This is a genomic window from Cobetia sp. 5-11-6-3, assembly GCF_013374055.1.
GTDB classification, from domain to species: Bacteria; Pseudomonadota; Gammaproteobacteria; order Pseudomonadales; family Halomonadaceae; genus Cobetia; species Cobetia marina.
In genome coordinates this window covers 233,191-249,269 of record NZ_BLWJ01000001.1, presented here as the reverse complement: position 1 = coordinate 249,269, position 16,079 = coordinate 233,191, and the positions used below count along the sequence as shown (strand labels likewise).

Here is a 16,079-nt window from a genome sequence, read left to right as displayed (position 1 = left end):
GAGATAAAAAAACCGGCAGCGATGGCAGCGCTGCCGGTGGATGGTCTTGCAACCATCAAGACTCTCGGAGAGCGGCGATGATGCGCCCATCATCGCCGGAGAGATGGAGTGTCAAGCGATGCATCTGGGTCGTCTCAGGCGTCCAGCTGCATCTCGGGGACATTGTCGGGCACGATGAGCTTGCCTGCGGTCAGGCGCTGTATCTCCTCGACACTGACGCCTGGCGCGCGTTCCAGCAGGTGGAAGGCACCGTCCTTGATCTCGAGGAAGGCCAGGTCGGTCAGGACACGGCGAATGCAGCCGGCACCGGTCAGTGGCAGCTCACACTGGCTGAGCAGCTTGGACTCACCATGCTTGGAGGCGTGGGTCATGGTGCAGATGATGTTCTCGGCACCCGCTACCAGATCCATGGCGCCGCCCATGCCTTTCACCAGCTTGCCGGGGATCATCCAGCTGGCGATGTTGCCGTTCACGTCCACCTCGAAGGCGCCGAGTACCGTCAGATCGACGTGCCCGCCGCGAATCATCGCGAAGGATTCGGCGGAGTCGAAGATGGCGGCGCCATCGATGGCGGTCACGGTTTCCTTGCCGGCATTGATCATGTCGGCGTCGACCTCGTCGTCATAGGGATAGCGTCCCATGCCAAGCAGGCCGTTCTCGGACTGCAGCATCACGTCGATGCCATCCGGGATGTAGTTGGCGACCAGGGTCGGAATGCCGATGCCCAGATTGACGTATGAGCCGTCCTGGATTTCCTGTGCCACTCGCTGGGCCATCTGTTCGCGTGTCAAAGCCATGATGTATTCCTTGTCTGAAGCGCCATCGAGGTGACGCCTTGCCGTGTCGGGGAGTGTCGTCGCGAGAAAACGGATGCAGGCGGAGCCTTGGCTCAACGCGAGCGAACGGTCCGTTTCTCGATGCGCTTCTCGAAGCTGCCCTTGATGACGCGGTCGACATAGATGCCCGGAGTGTGGATCTCGGCCGGGTCCAGCTCGCCGGGTTCCACCAGCTCTTCGACTTCGACCACGGTGATCTTGCCTGCGGTTGCGGCCAGCGGGTTGAAGTTGCGTGCCGTGTGACGGTAGACGACATTGCCGTAGCGGTCGGCCTTCCACGCCTTGACGATGGCGAAGTCACCCTTGATGGCTTCCTCGAGAATATAAGGGCGACCGTCGAATTCGCGGACTTCCTTGCCTTCTCCGATGGGCGTTCCGTAGCCGGTCGCGGTGAAGAAGGCGGGGATGCCGGCCCCGGCGGCGCGCATCTTCTCGGCCAGCGTGCCCTGGGGGGTCAGGATGACCTCGAGCTCTCCGTCCAGCAGCTGGCGTTCGAACAGGGCGTTCTCGCCGACGTAGGAGGCGATCATGGTCTTGATCTGGCGATCTTCCAGCAAGATGCCCAACCCGAAGCCGTCCACGCCGCAGTTGTTGGAGACGACGGTCAGGTCCTTCACGCCACGACGCTTGATCTCCTGGATCAGGTTCTCGGGAATACCGCAGAGTCCGAATCCGCCGGCGATCACCGTCATGCCGTCTTCCAGGCCCGCCATGGCATCGGCGTAGCGGGTCACTACCTTGTTGAATCCTGCCATGAAGTTCTCCTTGAGCATCTTGTGTAGTCGTTTTGACGGTGATGAGTCGCTGCTCATCTTCCGTGGCCGGCGCCTGGGGCAGGCGTCTGGCAAAGGCTTGAGTTCATCATTGCCGACAATCTGGTGGCTGTATATATTTGATAAGTTTGTTTTTTCTATCTATTGATAAGTTTTCATGAAGAGTCTCGGGGCAGTACGATATCGCCTTGCCCGCTCGTTTCCTGCACAGATCCGCCTGTGGTGCGGGCCAGCGGCGGATATGCACGACAGGGCTGGACGACTCGCGGTGCAAGGCTGCGCAAGCGGCTCTGGCCACCTTGGACCAATGGTGTAGAGGCCGACGGGTCTCCCGGCGACGGGTTGAGCCTGTTTCCCCGAATGTCATCTCAAGGCGCGTCCCCCAGGGACCCCACAGGAAGGAAGCCGCATGACCTTGAAACAGTTGAAAGCCTTTGTCGCAGTGGCCAGAACCCTGTCCTTCGTGGAAGCGGGCACGTTGGTGCATCTTTCCCAGCCGGCATTGTCGCTGGCCGTCAAGAATCTGGAGGAGTCGTTGGGTGGGCGTCTGTTCCAGCGTTCCACTCGACAGGTCAGCCTGACGCCGGAAGGACGGGCCTTCTTCCCGCTGGCTCGCAGGATACTGTCGGATTGGGAGCATGCTGAGGACGAGATGCGCCAGCGATTCAGTCTCGGACGCGGGCGTGTGGCATTGGCTGCCATGCCGACCTTCGCCGGGAATCTGCTGCCTGGAGTACTGGCGGATTTTCGACGGCAGTTCCCGGAGATCACCATCGAGGTCAATGACGTGATCGCCGAGGAAGTCGTGGAGCGTGTCACCGATGGGCGCGTGGAACTGGGGATCTGTTTTGATCCCGGGGTACGCGAGGACCTTGTCTTCGAATCACTCTTCGAGGATCGCTACATCGCGATCATTCCCGAGGGGCACGCCCTGTTGCAGGGCGCTCCCGAGACCATCCATTGGGATCAGCTGCTGGAAGAGGATTTCATCACCCTGCAACGTCCCTCGGGCGTGCGACACATGCTGGAGCGGCGCCTGGCAGAGGCGGGGCTCAAGCTCACCGTCGCCTTCGAGACTCACCAGCTGGTGACCTGCGGACGCATGGTGGCAGAGGGACTTGGCGTCAGCGCGGTGCCGGCGATGAGCGCCGATCAGATGTCAGCGCTGGGATGTCGGTGCCTGGAGCTGGAAGGGCCGGTCATCGAGCAACGGGTCGGCGTGATTCGCCGCGGCCGTCATGAGCTGTCGGTCGCGGTCCAGGCGATGTTGGACACCCTGCGGGCCCGCTATCCCGTCTCGCCGCCGCCCGTGCCTGATGAGGATCTAGCGTGACGCCGTCAATAGCTGTCGGTAGGTCAGGCTGATGCGCACGCCCTCGAGCTTGCGTGGCGGCAGGGCGTGATGCAGTCGGTCCTGACAGCCGCGCCCCATCACCAGCAATGAGCCATGGGGCAGCCACAGGTTGAAGGCAGGGTCCTGTGCGTAGGGGCTGCGGGGGTGTCCCTTGAAGCGCAGTGGCCGCTCTCGTCCCAGTGACAGGGCCAGCACGATGGGGCGGTCGCCAAGCTCCGGTTCATTGTCACTATGCCAGCCCATGCGGTCATTGCCATCGGCGTAGCGATTGGCCAGCAGGCTGTTGAAGTGCTGATCGATGTGGCGTTCCTGCCCCGGCTGCGCGCTCAGCTCGCGGTTGATGGCGTGACGGGCAAGCTCCCCCAGATGCCAGGCCATCGGACGCCATGGCGCTGGCTCGAACAGGCTGCCGGAATAGCGATAGCGAGCCCCGGCGTCCCCCATCCATACCTGACGGCGAGGGATGGGATGCGTCTTGCCATGCACGCTCAAGCTCGGCCGCTGCCAGTCGAGCGTGGTATCCAGCGTGACCAGTGCCTGGTCGGCCTGCAGGGGAGTCAGAGCGGTTGGCTTGAGATAGAGCGGGTGCAGCGGATGGCGATACCAGCCATGGGCCAGTGTCTGCCAGTCGTCCGGCAGGCCGGCCGGTCGCTGTCCGCTTGGCGGAGTGCGGGAAGGGGCGTGTTGAGGATGCGTGGCGAACAGGTCGCCGGCCTCGGAGGATATCGTCATGAGGTGAGCTTGCCAGAGCGAATTGACTGTCGGCAAGTCGAAGGTGGCCTGCCGCCGACAGAGCGTGCACTGGGCTCAGAGTCCTGTCAGGGACTCAAGGCTCAGGATGGCCACTTCAGCCAGCCCGAGTCCCAGCAGCGCCCCCGCCAGCACGTCACTGACGTAGTGCAGTCCCAGGATCACGCGGGAAAGCGCGATCAACATGGCAAGCGGCGTGACGAGAATGGCCAGTTCCGGTAGCTGCTGAGCCGTCAGGCTGGCAAACAGCACCGCATGCAGTGTATGGCCACTTGGAAAGCTGTAGCGATCCAGCGGTGGCATGGTGCATTGGATGGTCGTGAAGGTGATGAAGGGGCGCTCACGGCACAGCCGGGTCTTGAGGGCGCGATACAAAAGGGCGCCGGCCCCCGCCGCCAGTCCGAATTCCAGCATCAACCAGCCACCTTGCACGTGATGGAAGGGCAGGCTGAGTGTCAGCAGCAACCAGACGGGCCAGTCACCGAGGCGCGAGACCACGCGAAAGAGGGTCAGGATCGGCCGATACAGCGCCAGACGTGCCACCTGGCGACACAGCCGCCACTCCAGCAGGTCGAGTCGCTCAAAGACGGGAAGGCTGCGATCGTGCATCGGGCTTCTCCTCGGCGAGGCGTAGACAGGCAAGAAAATGCTCGGCGACCTGGCTCCAGGCCATGGGCTCGACGCGTACACGGGCCGCTCTTCCGAGACGTGCGATACGCGCTGGTCGCTGGCAGACTTCCACTGCCTGTTCGATGAATCTGTCCGGCTGGGTGCAGGGGGCCAGCAACCCCTGGTGGTCATCGCGGATCACTTCCGCAGCGGCCGCGTAGTCGAAGGCCACTACGGCCAATCCACTGGCCATGGCTTCCAGCACCACGTTGCCGAAGGTCTCCGACAGCGAGGGGAACAGGAACAGGTCGGCACTGGCGTAATGGGCAGCCAGCGCCTCGCCGGTCTGGAAGCCGGCGAAGATCGCCTCCGGCAGGCGTTGCTCAAGGCGTTCGCGCAGCGGGCCATCGCCCACCAGTACCAGCGCGATATCCGGCTGCACGGCCTGCATGGCCTCGTAGCTGCGAATCAACAGCTCGATGTTCTTTTCCGCCGCCAGGCGGCCGACATGCAGCGCGACGGGCTGCTGAGGGCCGACGCCCCACTGGCGACGCAGCGCTTCACTGCGATGAACGGGCGAGAAGCGCTGACAATCCAGCCCGCGTCCCACGACCCGGACATGGTTGAAACCCTGTTGCGCGAGAGTGGTGGCCTGGGTGCGTGTCGGGACCAGTGTCAGGTTGGCGGCATTGTGGAAGTGCTTCAGCCCCTGACGTACCAGGGGGCGTAATGCCCTGAGATGATAGTGGGTGCTGTACTGGTCGAAATTGGTATGAAAGCCTGCCACCACGGGCACGCCGAGGCGACGCGCGACCATCAGGGCACTGATCCCCAGCGGTCCCTCGGTGGCGATGTAGATGACGGAGGGCGGATGCTGGCGCCACAGGGCCGTCAGCCGTCTCAGGGCAGGGGCGCCGATCTGGACGGTGTCATAGCCCGGAAGACGGAAGCCGCGTACCTGTAGCTCCTGCGCGACTCGTGGTTCATGGTTGCCGTCGCGGGGTGCGGGCCGCACGAGCTGCAGCTCGCAGCCCCGCGTGATGAGTTGATCGCACAGATGGCTCAGCGTGTGAGCCACGCCATTGATTTCCGGGTGCCAGGTTTCACTGACAAAGGCGATACGCTCCATGACGGCTCCTGATGACCTTTGAACGAAGTATTGGCCATGGGAGTGACGCCTGCATAACAGCGAGGTGACGAAGTGATGACACCCCACGCAGGTGTCGTTGCAGCCGCGGTCACTCCAGCGGGCAATCTCCCGCGGGCAATCTCCAGCAGGCAATGCTGCCAGGAGGCAGCGGATTCAAGGCGGTCACAGGTCACAGTTCACAGTTCACAGCTCAAAGACCAATCACGCTGGCCGAAACTGACACGGGGGCGACAGGCGCGGCATGAAGGACGCCGTGGGCGAGGCATGCCCGACGCTCGTTTGGCAAGGCGAGCCCCTGAAGGGCTCGCCAGTGAGGCCGGCAGCCCCAGTTTCAGCGTTTCTCGAGCAGCTCGCGTGGATTGATCGGCTTGCCGCCATGGCGCACGTCGAAGAGCAGTTCAGGCTGACCGTCATTGCGACGTGCCATGCGACACAGCGGGGTGCCCGGCGTGACCTGCTGACCGACCTTGACCAGTATCTCTCCGCACTGCGCCAATACGCTCTGCAGATTGCCTGAATGGTGGAGGATGACCACATTGCCCAATTGCCGCATGTTGTCGGCAAAGCGGACTTCACCGCTGGCCGGCGCGCTGGCGACCCCATTGCCGGCCGTGCGAATCCGCATCGGGGCCAGTTGGCCATTGCGGTTGGTGCCGAATTCGCTGATGACTTCGCCGGCGGCAGGCCAGCGCCACGATTGACGCGGCTTCTTCAGCGGACCCGGATCCGGGCGTGCCACGAGACTGCCGCCGCTGGCACGCGCATTGGAAGCGCTTCGGCTGGGGCCACCATTGAGGGGAACCGAGATCAGGGTGCCGACTTTCAGGTCATTGGGGGGAAGCCCCGGGTTGGCGGTCTGGATGCGCTGAGGATTGGCTCCGAAGTAACGGCCTATCTTCGAGTAGGTGTCCCCGGGGCGCAGCTGATAGCGATAGGGGCCACCGGAGGGGGCACGCTCACGCGCGGTGGGCACCAGGATGCGCTGCCCGACCTTGAGGTCACGGATCTTGACGCCGGGGTTGAAGCGGGTGAGGCGCAACAGGGGAATGTCAGCGTCGCGTGCGATCTGCCCCAGGGTGTCGCCCTTCTGGATCGTGATCCATTGGCCTGCCGGTGAGCCGGAGTAGCTGCCGGTGGCGCAGCCTGTCAGCCACAGTGCCAGGCTCAGCCACGCCAGTAGCCGCAGCGGCGCGCGAGATGTCCTGTGGAGAAATGTCGAGATGGCGCCCACGGTCAGGCGCACAGCGCCCAGCGGCTCGTGGGGCATGTCAGAGTTGTTCAATGTCGTGTCCTGCACGTGACAGTCGGGCATCCTTGTCCTTCCAGACCTGATTGAGCCATTGCTGAAACCGTTCGCGGTAGGCAGCGTCCGCGTGATAATCCCCGTTCAGCATCCAGGGTTCCACCGGGCGTTGCACGATATCCAGATGGATATCTCCCCCCTTGCCACACAGAAACTCCCAGAAGCTCGCGCTGGCGTGACGATAGTCCAGCGTGGCGTCGAGTATGCCTGACAGGCGGTCGCCGAGAATGCTGATCACCTGAGCGCTGCCGCCGGCGCGCGGCCTGAGCAGATGAGTGTACGGGCTTTGCTGTTGATCATGCTTGCCTGACGTGAAGCGCGTGCCTTCCACGAAGTTGAAGATCGACATGGGCGACTGGCCCGCTCGCTCACAGATGCGGCGTGTTGCGGCACGGTCGCGTTCCGCCAGGCGCGGGTCATTGGCCAGTCGTTCACGGCTGTAGCGGCGCATGAAGGGGAATTCCAGCGCCCACCAGGCCAGGCCGATGACGGGGACCCAGATCAACTCGCGCTTGAGAAAGAACTTGGGCATGGGCGTGCGATGATGCAATGCATACTGCAGCACGAAGATATCCGTCCAGCTGCGGTGGTTGGAGATCACCAGCCACCAGCGTCGCCTGGCGGAGCCATCCTTCAGGGCGTCCGGCACGTTGACCTGCCAATGGGGGCGTATCCAGGCGCGAATCCACAGATTGTTGGTGCCGATCCACCCCATGGCGAGACGGTTCAGCCCTTCGAGAAGATGAAGCTGCAGACGACGGGACGGGCTGAGCAGCTTGAGCAATGCCAGCAGGTACAGCGGTACCGACCAGAACAGGGTATTGATGATCAGAAACAACAGGCTGATGACGCCTCTGATACTCGACATGAACGACTCCTTCAGCAGATCGCGCCATCCTAATTCACCCGTGACAGGAAACCCACCCCGCTTGCGTGGAGGACAGCAACTCGACGTTGCGCAAACCGCACGCATCTGATGTCGAATGGTGGCGGTTCGTGAGCTGTGGTGTCATTCGCGCGCCGACTTTCCTGTCGGCCGGTGCAAGGGAAGGCCTGACATGGCACTCGGCCATCGTCGTGAGCATGCACCGCCACTCGACGTCCTCTCACGAGATGGACGCCCTTTCAGGGAGCAGAGCGACATGTGGTTGCAGGGAGTGTTGGTGGGGCTGGCGATCGGGGCCTTCGTGTTGATCGCCATCGAGGACGTGATTCATCTCAACAAGGCCAAGACGACCTTGTTGCTGGGGACGTTCAGCTGGTTGCTGCTGTTCATTTTCGGCCCCGGTGCGTTGGGAGTCGATGACGTCGGTGAGTCGCTCAACGAGAATCTGCTGGAAATCGCCACCTTGTGGCTGTTTCTGATGGCGGCGATGACCTTCGTGGCGTTTCTCAATGCCAAGGGACTGATCGCCAATCTCATCTATCGATTGCTGCCGGGCCGCATCGGTGAGCGAGGCCTGCTGTATCTGACCGGCACCTTCGCCTTTGCCTTCTCCTCTCTGGCCGACAACATCACCGCTACGCTGGTGTCGTTGACGCTGGTGCTGTCTCTGGGATTGCCGCCGAAGAAGACGCTGCGTTTCGCGGTGCTGGCGGTGTTTGCCGTCAATTCCGGCGGGGTGGCGTTGATCACCGGTGATGTGACCACACTGATGATCTTCCTCGCCGACAAGGTGCGTATCAGTGAGCTGATGCTGCTGGCCATCCCGGCCTTCGTCAGCGTGATGCTGCTGGCGACGCTGCTGCTGCCCGGGCTTGGGGGAGAAGTCCATCTGTCGCGTGAACGCCGTCCCACCCGGCGTCTGGACCGCTTCGTGGCCTGGCTGTTTCTCGCCACCATCCTCTCCACGCTGGGCCTGAACGTGCTGTTCGGTATCCCGCCCTTGCTGACCTTCCTGTTCGGGATGTCGATCATGTTCCTGCTCGGGCATGTGGCCGAGCGACGCAGTGACAGCGAAGAGCGCAGAATTCTTGATTACATCAGGATAATTGAATTCGACACTCTGCTATTCTTCCTCGGTATCCTGCTGATGGTGGGAGCGCTCAAGGAAGCCCGCCTGCTGGAAGGGCTGGCACAGCTCTATGACGTGATGCCTGCCATGCAGGCCAATTATCTGATCGGCCTGTTGTCGGCATTGGTCGACAACGTGCCGTTGACGGCTGCGGTGCTCAAGGCGGATGTCGGCATGAACGATGCCGAGTGGTTGGCGCTGACCTACGCCGCTGGCGTGGGCGGATCACTGCTGATCATCGGGTCGGCCGCTGGAGTGATTGCGCTTTCCAAGGTGCGCGAGGTGACCTTCATGAGCTACCTGCGCTTCTTCCCGGCGCTGCTGCTGGCGTACAGCGTCGGATACGTCGGCGCCTACTGGCTGGGGGGCCAGGTCACCGACACGCCGATGGACCTGGGAGTGGCGCTCACGTCACTGGGCTCATTGCTGCGCTAGGCGAGGTGGTTTCGGAGGCTTTTTTCGTGACAGTCAGGCGCTCAGCGGTGAAGTGGTGAATTTTTGATCAATCTGACATCGGTCGCCAGATCGCGAAGCCGATGAGTGGATGTACAGAGATTCTTCACAGCTTTTTCCACAGCTTCTGTTGATAACCTGCTTGCGACCAACGTATTACGGCTCTGAGCCACCAGCAGACCTCATGGGGCACCCGAGCATGGCGCACGACAGCCAGTGGCTCGCGAGGGGAGCCCATGGCGGTGAGTCATGACATGGCTTGCCAATGAAAACGCCCCTGACGCCAGAGGCGTCAGGGGCGTTGCGGCACTACTGCTTGCGAATCTGGCTCGTGAATCTTGTCCGTCAGGCACTCAGCTGGCAGAGCGTGTGCTCTGGCAGCAGTTGCTCGGCGGCGCGCTGATGCTGGCCACTGTCGGCCGTTGCCAGCAGGGCCAGCCCTCCCAGCACCACCATGTGCTCATCACCTTCGGCGAATACCATGCGTTGTGCGTGCGCGGGATAGTAGTGGTATTGCAGCTTGGGGTTGATGGGGAGTACGGCATGGTGGCGCCCGCTCTGCGGCGACATGCCGTGCATCAGCATGCCTTCGCAGACAGCTTCAAGCGTTTCTCCCAGCTCGTCGGCGTTGAAGCCCACGTGATGCAGGCGCGGGCCCATCACCGATAGCCATGCCGCCAGCGGGTTGGCTTCCAGCAGACGCTCGAAGGTGGGCCAGTCCGGCATGTCCCATGGGCGGCACGGCGCCAGCAGGTTCTGTCCCTTGCAGTCGTCACGGTGACTCTGGCTGATGAGCGTCTTCAGCAGGTCTCGGTGAAGGGGAGGCAGGCTATTGGCCTGAAGTTCGGCCAGCATGACAGCCGAGCCGCCATCCGGCGGCAGCAGCAGATCCACCAGTAGGCCACGGTCGGCCATGGCGTACTGCTTCACGCGTCGATAGCCCTGATGATAGAGGCTGGGACGCAGTTTCTCGCTGCGAAATGGCCCCTGATCCAGTGTCACGAACATCAGATATTCGGGCCTGATGCCATCCGGCCAGATGTCCAGCGCTCCGATATCCGGATGGCGGTGAACGAAGTCCAGCCATAGCTGTTGTAGAAATTCCTCGCGTTGCATGAAGCCTCCTTGACGGGATATCGGCACCCTGTGCTGGAGCGATTATAGGTACCTGCCAGATAAGGCCATTCAACGACATTGTCCTTTTTTTCTGACCGACTGTTCGGAGTGTGAAAATGCCAGTGCTGGTGGCGTATTGCGTGGTTCTCATGGTGTGGTCAACCACACCGCTGGCGATTTCATGGAGTGCTTCCGGGTGGCTGCCGGCCTGGTCTGCCATGGGGAGAATGTTAATTGCCGCATGTATCGGTTACCCATTGTTACGCATGCTCGGGCTGAAAATGGATTTCGGTCGCGTGGCAATTCGCAGCTACGTGGCGGCTGCACTGGGGATATGGGGTGGGATGTACTTCGCCTATATTGCTGCCGGTTGGTTACCAAGCGGTATCATGTCGTTACTTTTCGGCTTAGCTCCTCTGCTATCAGGACTTTACGCGCGCTGGTGGTTGAAAAGTGCGCCTCTTGACAAGCTGCAATGGTTAGGTTTCGCATTGGCATTGGGCGGACTGGCCATCGCCGTCTCGGACTCGCTGGCGCTACCACCGGGCAGCTGGAAGGGGGTGGTGACCATGTTGCTGGCGGTCAACTGCTTTGCCGCTTCCGGCGTGCTGGTCCAGCGAGAGCGAGCAGGGCTTCATCCGCTGGTGCAGACCGAGGGCGCGCTGCTCGTCTCGCTTCCGCTCTATCTTCTCGCGGCCCTGCTGGTCGATGGTGTGCCGCAGGCATGGCCGACACAGCGCCCGCTGGGGGCGATCGTCTACCTGGGTATCTTCGGCTCGTTGATCGGGTATCTGTGCTATTACTTCGTGCTGGCACGCCTGTCCGCCAGTACCGTGGCATTGGCCACCCTGATCACGCCGATATTCGCCATGAGTCTCGGCGCTGCCCTGAATGGCGAGATAGTCTCCAGCCGCGTGCTGGCGGGGGCGCTCTTCATCGTCGTGGGCCTGTGTGCCTATCTCTTCGGGCCGCAGTGGCGCGCTCGCCTGCGCGGGGGAGCCGTGACTCGCAGCTGAATGGCACGCCAGTGGATGCCAGAACCGAAAACGCCGCCCCTAGAGGGCGGCGTTTTCGGTTTTGGAGCGACAGCAGCTGGCGAGAGTGGACATCAGCCCTTGGTCTGGAACAGGCGCTTGAGCTCTTCCATGGCGCTCTTGGCGCTGGTGACCAGCGCCTCGGGGTCATGGCGGTTCTCGAAATCGCTCTTGAGCATGGTGTCATCCATCTCGCGGAAGGCGCGGACCACTTCGGCGGCACGTGCGCTCGGATAGCCCATGGCAACCAGCAGTTCGTTGCCCATTTCCAGGCTGCTGGCGTAGGTCTCGCGGATCACGTGTTCCACGCCCAGCTCCATCAGCTCCCAGGCATGGTGGCGATTGCGGGCCCGCACGAACAGCTTGAGATGCGGGAACTGTTGTCGAACGGTACGCACGATCTGGGTGGTCATCCTGGCGTCATCGACCGCCACCAGCATGATCTGTGCGTGTTCGGCGCCAGCCGCTCGCAGCAGCTCCGATCGGCTGGCGTCGGCGTAGAAGATGCGCGAGCCGAACTGACGCACGAACTCGACCTGGGTGATGTTGGGATCGAGGGCGGTGAAGTTGATGCCCTGGGTCTTGAGAATGCGCGCGCTCATCTGACCGAAACGTCCGAAACCGGCAATCAGTACCGGCGGCGCTTCCTGGCCGAAGTCTTCATCGTAGGGACGCTTGGCTTCGCGCGCGGCACCGAACTTGCGCGCATAGCGATACAGGAAGGGCGTGGCGGCCATGGACAGCGTCACGGCGCTGATGACCAGACTGGTAAGCGTCTGATCGAAGATGCCGGCGGCCATGCCGGCGGTCAGCAACACGAAGTCGAATTCTCCGCCCTGAGCCAGTACGGCGGCCAGTGGCAGTGCCTCGGCAAGCTTCAGGCGTGCGACGCGGCCCACCAGCGTGATGACCAGCACCTTGCCGACCATCAGCGCCAATGTCAGGCCCAGCACCGTCAGCGGGCGCTCCATGACCAGCGAGACGTCCACCGACATCCCGACCGCCATGAAGAACAGCCCCAGCAGCAGGCCCTTGAAGGGGTCGATGTTGGCTTCGAGTTCGTGGCGATAGACGGTATCCGCCAGCAGCACCCCGGCGAGGAAGGCCCCCAGTGCCATGGAAAGCCCGACCCATTCCATCAGCAGGGCGGTACTGATCACCACGAACAGTGCCGCGGCAGTGAAGATCTCGTGGATCTCGCTGCGTGCCACCATCTTCAACAGGCGCGGAACGACGAAGCGGCCAACGATGATGACCGCCGCCACCATGCCGATGCCCTTGGCGACACCGGCCCAGCCGGAGCCGGTGGAAGCGTCGAAGTTGTCGGCGAACAGCGGCAGCAGCGCCAGCAGCGGAATCACGGCCAGGTCCTGGAACAGCAGGATGGCGAAGGTTGACTGGCCATGGGGTGTCGCCAGTTGTTGATTCTCGCTGAGCACCTGAAGCGCAAAGGCGGTAGAGGACAGCGCCAGAATCAGGCCCAGCAAGGCGGCGGCCGGCAGTTCAAGGCCCAGCCATAACCCGACGGGCGTCAGCAGCGCTCCGCATAGCAGCATCTGTGCGCTGCCAAGCCCGGCAAGCTTGAGGCGCATGTCCCACAGGCGCTTGGGTTCGAGTTCCAGTCCGATCATGAACAGCAGCATGACCACGCCGAACTCCGCGAAGTGCAGCACCTCGGTCGGTTCCGAGATGAAGCCGATCAATGACGGCCCCAGCAGCACCCCGATCGCCAGATACCCCAGGATGGACCCCAGCCCCAGGCGCTGAAAGAGCGGCACGGCAACCACGGCGCAGCCCAGCAGCACGGCGCCTTCCATCAACATGTTCATGTTTGCTTCCTTGTCCAGCTACGTGCGGAGAAAGGCGAATTGTCGCCGCAGCTTGCAAGCGCCGCAAGCGCTCCGCTGCGCACTTTCCCGTTGCCGTGAGTGGCTGCCCTGAGGGAGGCACGAGTCAAGGCACTGACGAGAGGTAGGAAGTTGGCCCTTGATTGACGGCGCGAGTGGTAGGGGCATCAGCAGCGCAACTGGCATGCAGGCTGCAAAAAAAAGCCCCCGCCATGGGCGAGGGCTTTTCAGGATCAGACAGAAGTCGAGGCGATGATCAGGCCTGCGGCATCAGTGCCTCGTCCTGAACGTACTGGTTGAACTCGGTGAAGCCACCGATGTGGGTCTGATCGACGAAGATCTGCGGCACGGTTTCCACCGGCTTGCCGATGGTCTTTTCCATGTCGGCCTTGGTGATGCCCTCGGCGTGGATGTCGATGTAACGGAAATCGAAATCATCGCGCTTGGCGGTAAGTTCTTCCGCGAGTTCCTTGGCGCGGACGCAGAACGGGCAACCCGGACGACCGAAGATGACTGCCAGCATGAGATTCTCCTTGGAGGGTACGTGATACTCGTCAAGCCCACCGTGACGTGATGTTCGTGGGCTTCCGGCAGAACCGGTGAGTCAATGGATGGATGCCATTGTGCTTGAGCCTCACCGAGTTTGCCAATTGAGCGGCACTAATTGGGTGATTGCGACACTCAATCATTGCCGGCGTGTATCACCCCATCAACAGCAGGTTGGCCCCGAAGCCGCCGACCATGAGCAGCACGAACAGGATCAGTGCCAGCAGGAAGGGCTTCATGCCCAGTGAGCGCAGGCGATCCATGCGTGTCTCGACCCCGAGTCCCGCCATCGCCATGGTCAGGGCGACGCTCCCCAGCACGGACAGGTTGGCGTGCAGGGCGGCAGGAATCTCGCCGGTGCTGTTGATCCCGGCCATGGCGATGAAACCGAGGGCGAACCAGGGAATGGTCATGCTGCCGCCGGCATCGCGGTCATCCTCCTCGCTGCGGCTGCGCATGGCCCACAGCTTGGGCAACAGGAGCAGGAAGGGGACCAGCATCATCACGCGCATCAGCTTGACGATCAGGGCATTGGCCAGGGCATCCGGGCCTACCGCCTCACCTGCCGCCACGACCTGAGCGACCTCGTGAATGGTCGAGCCGATGTAGATGCCGAACAGCCCCTCATGCATGCCGGTCAGCGGGTAGAGCAAGGGGTAGGCCAGCATGGCCAGCGAGCCGAACAGTACCACCGTGGCCACGGCCATGGCGGTGGCTGCCGGGCGTGCCTTGATCATGGATTCCGTCGCCAGCACGGCCGCGGCGCCGCAGATGGCAGAGCCGGCACTGGTCAGCAAGGCGGTATCGCGATCCAGACCCAGCCAGCGCGTGCCCAGGAAATAGCCGCAGCTCAACACGGCGGCGATGACGATGACATCCAGCACGACCACGCTCCACCCCAGGCCGAGAATCTGCTGCAAGGTGATCGACAGTCCGAACAGGATGATGCCGAGTCGCAGCAGCTTCTTGGTCGCGACATGCAGCCCTGGTGCCAGTGCCCGGGCATGGCGGCTGGTGACGGGCAGGTTGCCGACCACGATGCCGCACAGCAGCGCGAAGACCAGTGGACTGACGCCGGTCGCGGCGAGGGTCGGAATGGCGTGCAGCCCCAGCCCCGCCAGTGTCAGCCCGCCGCACAGCGCGAGTCCCGGCACCATTCGGCGCAGCCGTTCCGTGACAGGGGGGGCAGTCAGCGTCTGTGCGTCCATTGGCTTTCTCCTTGGTGGGCGTGTCGGGTCAGGTCTTGTCGTGTGAAGATCTTGAGTGCTTGTGAGGACGTTGCATGCTTAGTGCTTCTGGTTTGATGATTAGTTTATGCAGGAATATCATTGGGAAGTTAGTCGATTATTCCTTTACCACTTACCGGAAAAACCGATATGCAGATCCATATCACCCTGCGCCAATTACAGGTCTTCGTCGCCGTGACTCGCCAGGGCTCGGTCAGTGGTGCCGCCCGAGAGATAGGGCTTTCGCAATCGGCGGCGAGCCAGGCGCTCTCAGAGCTGGAACGCCATCTTGACGTCGCGCTGTTCGAGCGACTCGGGCGCCGGTTGGCCCTCAATGCCAATGGGCGTCGTCTGCTGGCGCGTGCCGAACAGCTGCTGGAACAGACCCATGCACTGGAGCTGGAGGCCCGTGAGCCCGGGCTGGAGGAGGGGTTCCTGCGAGGCGAGCTGGAAATCGCTGCCAGCGCGACCATCGGGACCTGGCTGTTGCCCGGCCTGGCAGGGGCCTTCATGCGTGAAAACCCCGGGACCGAGCTCAACCTGCGCCTGCGCAATACCCATCAGGTGGTGGAGGCGGTGCTCAACTACGATGCCGAGCTGGGGCTGATCGAAGGGGATTGTCACGCGCCACGCCTGATGAGCCAGACCTGGCGCGAGGATGAACTGGTGGTGGTGGCGCCGCCGTCCCACCCGCTGGCGATACGTGCAACGGCACTCGATGACGAGGATCTGGCCAATGCCGACTGGATTCTGCGCGAGGGAGGGTCGGGCACGCGGGCGGTCTTCGAACGTGCACTGCACGGGCGAATCGAGCGTCTCAAGGTGCGCATGGAGCTGGGGCAGCATGAGGCCATCAAGCAGGCTGTGTTTGCCGGCCTCGGGTTGGGCTGCCTTTCGCGCCTGTCTGTGGATGCGGAGCTGTCGCGCGGGGAGCTGGTCGTGCTGGAGACGCCCCAGCTCAACCTCAAGCGGCATTTTTCCATGCTCTGGCATCCGGAGCGCTATCGAAGCCCCCTGTGGCAAGCGGTCAAGGTCTATCTGGAAGCCAGTCCGCGGTGAGCCGCGCG

At 62.6% G+C, this 16,079-nt stretch carries 15 protein-coding genes; 4 read left to right on the top strand and 11 right to left on the bottom strand.

Translation table 11 applies throughout. The features are described from left to right. Window positions 1-134 precede the first annotated feature (134 nt). Window positions 135-797: a 3-oxoacid CoA-transferase subunit B gene (locus HXS66_RS00950; protein WP_084209001.1), complete on the bottom strand. Its 663-nt coding sequence runs from the start codon at window positions 795-797 to the stop codon at window positions 135-137. 92 nt (window positions 798-889) lie between these two features. Continuing rightward, on the bottom strand, window positions 890-1,591 hold the full coding sequence (locus HXS66_RS00945) for a CoA transferase subunit A (RefSeq protein ID WP_077373240.1): 702 nt from the start codon (window positions 1,589-1,591) through the stop codon (window positions 890-892). A 427-nt stretch (window positions 1,592-2,018) separates the two neighbouring features. On the opposite strand from HXS66_RS00945, the gene HXS66_RS00940 reads away from it, so the two are divergent. Further along, window positions 2,019-2,942, top strand: a complete 924-nt coding sequence (locus HXS66_RS00940; protein WP_084209000.1) for a LysR family transcriptional regulator — start codon at window positions 2,019-2,021, stop codon at window positions 2,940-2,942. Here HXS66_RS00940 and HXS66_RS00935 read toward each other — a convergent pair. From HXS66_RS00935 to HXS66_RS00915, 5 genes are all read right to left on the bottom strand, one after another. Beyond that, on the bottom strand, window positions 2,934-3,695 hold the full coding sequence (locus HXS66_RS00935; protein WP_084208999.1) for an alpha-ketoglutarate-dependent dioxygenase AlkB: 762 nt from the start codon (window positions 3,693-3,695) through the stop codon (window positions 2,934-2,936). The genes HXS66_RS00940 and HXS66_RS00935 overlap by 9 nt on opposite strands. 75 nt (window positions 3,696-3,770) lie before the next feature. After that, entirely contained in the window at window positions 3,771-4,322 is a 552-nt protein-coding gene (locus HXS66_RS00930; RefSeq protein ID WP_077372749.1) for a phosphatase PAP2 family protein, read from the bottom strand. After that, complete coding sequence (locus HXS66_RS00925; RefSeq protein WP_176502676.1) at window positions 4,294-5,451, bottom strand: glycosyltransferase family 1 protein; 1,158 nt, start codon at window positions 5,449-5,451, stop codon at window positions 4,294-4,296. Before HXS66_RS00925 ends, HXS66_RS00930 begins: the two co-directional genes overlap by 29 nt. 352 nt (window positions 5,452-5,803) lie before the next feature. Continuing rightward, complete coding sequence (locus HXS66_RS00920; RefSeq protein ID WP_255303028.1) at window positions 5,804-6,754, bottom strand: LysM peptidoglycan-binding domain-containing protein; 951 nt, start codon at window positions 6,752-6,754, stop codon at window positions 5,804-5,806. Then, window positions 6,741-7,643, bottom strand: a complete 903-nt coding sequence (locus HXS66_RS00915) for an acyltransferase (RefSeq protein ID WP_176493044.1) — start codon at window positions 7,641-7,643, stop codon at window positions 6,741-6,743. Before HXS66_RS00915 ends, HXS66_RS00920 begins: the two co-directional genes overlap by 14 nt. 274 nt (window positions 7,644-7,917) lie before the next feature. Here HXS66_RS00915 and nhaD point away from each other — a divergent pair, with 274 nt between their 5' ends. Then, on the top strand, window positions 7,918-9,225 hold the full coding sequence (gene nhaD, locus HXS66_RS00910) for a sodium:proton antiporter NhaD (RefSeq protein ID WP_077373243.1): 1,308 nt from the start codon (window positions 7,918-7,920) through the stop codon (window positions 9,223-9,225). A gap of 363 nt (window positions 9,226-9,588) precedes the next feature. On the opposite strand, the gene HXS66_RS00905 is transcribed toward nhaD, so the two are convergent. Next, on the bottom strand, window positions 9,589-10,359 hold the full coding sequence (locus HXS66_RS00905; protein ID WP_077372760.1) for a DUF1338 family protein: 771 nt from the start codon (window positions 10,357-10,359) through the stop codon (window positions 9,589-9,591). A gap of 116 nt (window positions 10,360-10,475) precedes the next feature. Between HXS66_RS00905 and HXS66_RS00900 the strand changes: the two genes are divergently transcribed. Next, window positions 10,476-11,375, top strand: coding sequence for a DMT family transporter (locus tag HXS66_RS00900; RefSeq protein ID WP_077372763.1), 900 nt, complete (start codon window positions 10,476-10,478; stop codon window positions 11,373-11,375). Window positions 11,376-11,467: 92 nt separating this feature from the next. Here HXS66_RS00900 and HXS66_RS00895 read toward each other — a convergent pair whose 3' ends face one another. The 3 genes from HXS66_RS00895 to HXS66_RS00885 all read right to left on the bottom strand — a co-directional run bounded on the left by HXS66_RS00895 (window position 11,468) and on the right by HXS66_RS00885 (window position 14,994). Then, window positions 11,468-13,222, bottom strand: a complete 1,755-nt coding sequence (locus HXS66_RS00895) for a monovalent cation:proton antiporter-2 (CPA2) family protein (RefSeq protein WP_077372766.1) — start codon at window positions 13,220-13,222, stop codon at window positions 11,468-11,470. 274 nt (window positions 13,223-13,496) lie between these two features. Beyond that, window positions 13,497-13,763 (bottom strand): GrxA family glutaredoxin, encoded by a 267-nt coding sequence (locus HXS66_RS00890; RefSeq protein WP_077372769.1) that lies wholly within the window; start codon window positions 13,761-13,763, stop codon window positions 13,497-13,499. A gap of 178 nt (window positions 13,764-13,941) precedes the next feature. Then, a complete protein-coding gene (locus HXS66_RS00885) occupies window positions 13,942-14,994 on the bottom strand; it encodes a YeiH family protein (protein WP_255303025.1) in 1,053 nt (350 codons plus the stop codon). A 168-nt stretch (window positions 14,995-15,162) separates the two neighbouring features. Between HXS66_RS00885 and HXS66_RS00880 the strand changes: the two genes are divergently transcribed. Then, window positions 15,163-16,071: a LysR substrate-binding domain-containing protein gene (locus HXS66_RS00880; RefSeq protein ID WP_077372772.1), complete on the top strand. Its 909-nt coding sequence runs from the start codon at window positions 15,163-15,165 to the stop codon at window positions 16,069-16,071. Window positions 16,072-16,079: the final 8 nt, after the last annotated feature.

Excerpts from the sequence above, each read along its gene's own strand:
- HXS66_RS00880 (WP_077372772.1), top strand. The coding sequence starts at position 15,163 with ATGCAGATCCATATCACCCTGCGCCAATTACAGGTCTTCGTCGCCGTG.
- HXS66_RS00930 (WP_077372749.1), bottom strand. The coding sequence starts at position 4,322 with ATGCACGATCGCAGCCTTCCCGTCTTTGAGCGACTCGACCTGCTGGAG.
- HXS66_RS00890 (WP_077372769.1), bottom strand. The coding sequence starts at position 13,763 with ATGCTGGCAGTCATCTTCGGTCGTCCGGGTTGCCCGTTCTGCGTCCGC.
- HXS66_RS00885 (WP_255303025.1), bottom strand. The coding sequence starts at position 14,994 with ATGGACGCACAGACGCTGACTGCCCCCCCTGTCACGGAACGGCTGCGC.
- HXS66_RS00925 (WP_176502676.1), bottom strand. The coding sequence starts at position 5,451 with ATGGAGCGTATCGCCTTTGTCAGTGAAACCTGGCACCCGGAAATCAAT.
- HXS66_RS00900 (WP_077372763.1), top strand. The coding sequence starts at position 10,476 with ATGCCAGTGCTGGTGGCGTATTGCGTGGTTCTCATGGTGTGGTCAACC.
- HXS66_RS00895 (WP_077372766.1), bottom strand. The coding sequence starts at position 13,222 with ATGAACATGTTGATGGAAGGCGCCGTGCTGCTGGGCTGCGCCGTGGTT.
- HXS66_RS00950 (WP_084209001.1), bottom strand. The coding sequence starts at position 797 with ATGGCTTTGACACGCGAACAGATGGCCCAGCGAGTGGCACAGGAAATC.
- HXS66_RS00915 (WP_176493044.1), bottom strand. The coding sequence starts at position 7,643 with ATGTCGAGTATCAGAGGCGTCATCAGCCTGTTGTTTCTGATCATCAAT.
- nhaD (WP_077373243.1), top strand. The coding sequence starts at position 7,918 with ATGTGGTTGCAGGGAGTGTTGGTGGGGCTGGCGATCGGGGCCTTCGTG.
- HXS66_RS00945 (WP_077373240.1), bottom strand. The coding sequence starts at position 1,591 with ATGGCAGGATTCAACAAGGTAGTGACCCGCTACGCCGATGCCATGGCG.
- HXS66_RS00935 (WP_084208999.1), bottom strand. The coding sequence starts at position 3,695 with ATGACGATATCCTCCGAGGCCGGCGACCTGTTCGCCACGCATCCTCAA.
- HXS66_RS00940 (WP_084209000.1), top strand. The coding sequence starts at position 2,019 with ATGACCTTGAAACAGTTGAAAGCCTTTGTCGCAGTGGCCAGAACCCTG.
- HXS66_RS00905 (WP_077372760.1), bottom strand. The coding sequence starts at position 10,359 with ATGCAACGCGAGGAATTTCTACAACAGCTATGGCTGGACTTCGTTCAC.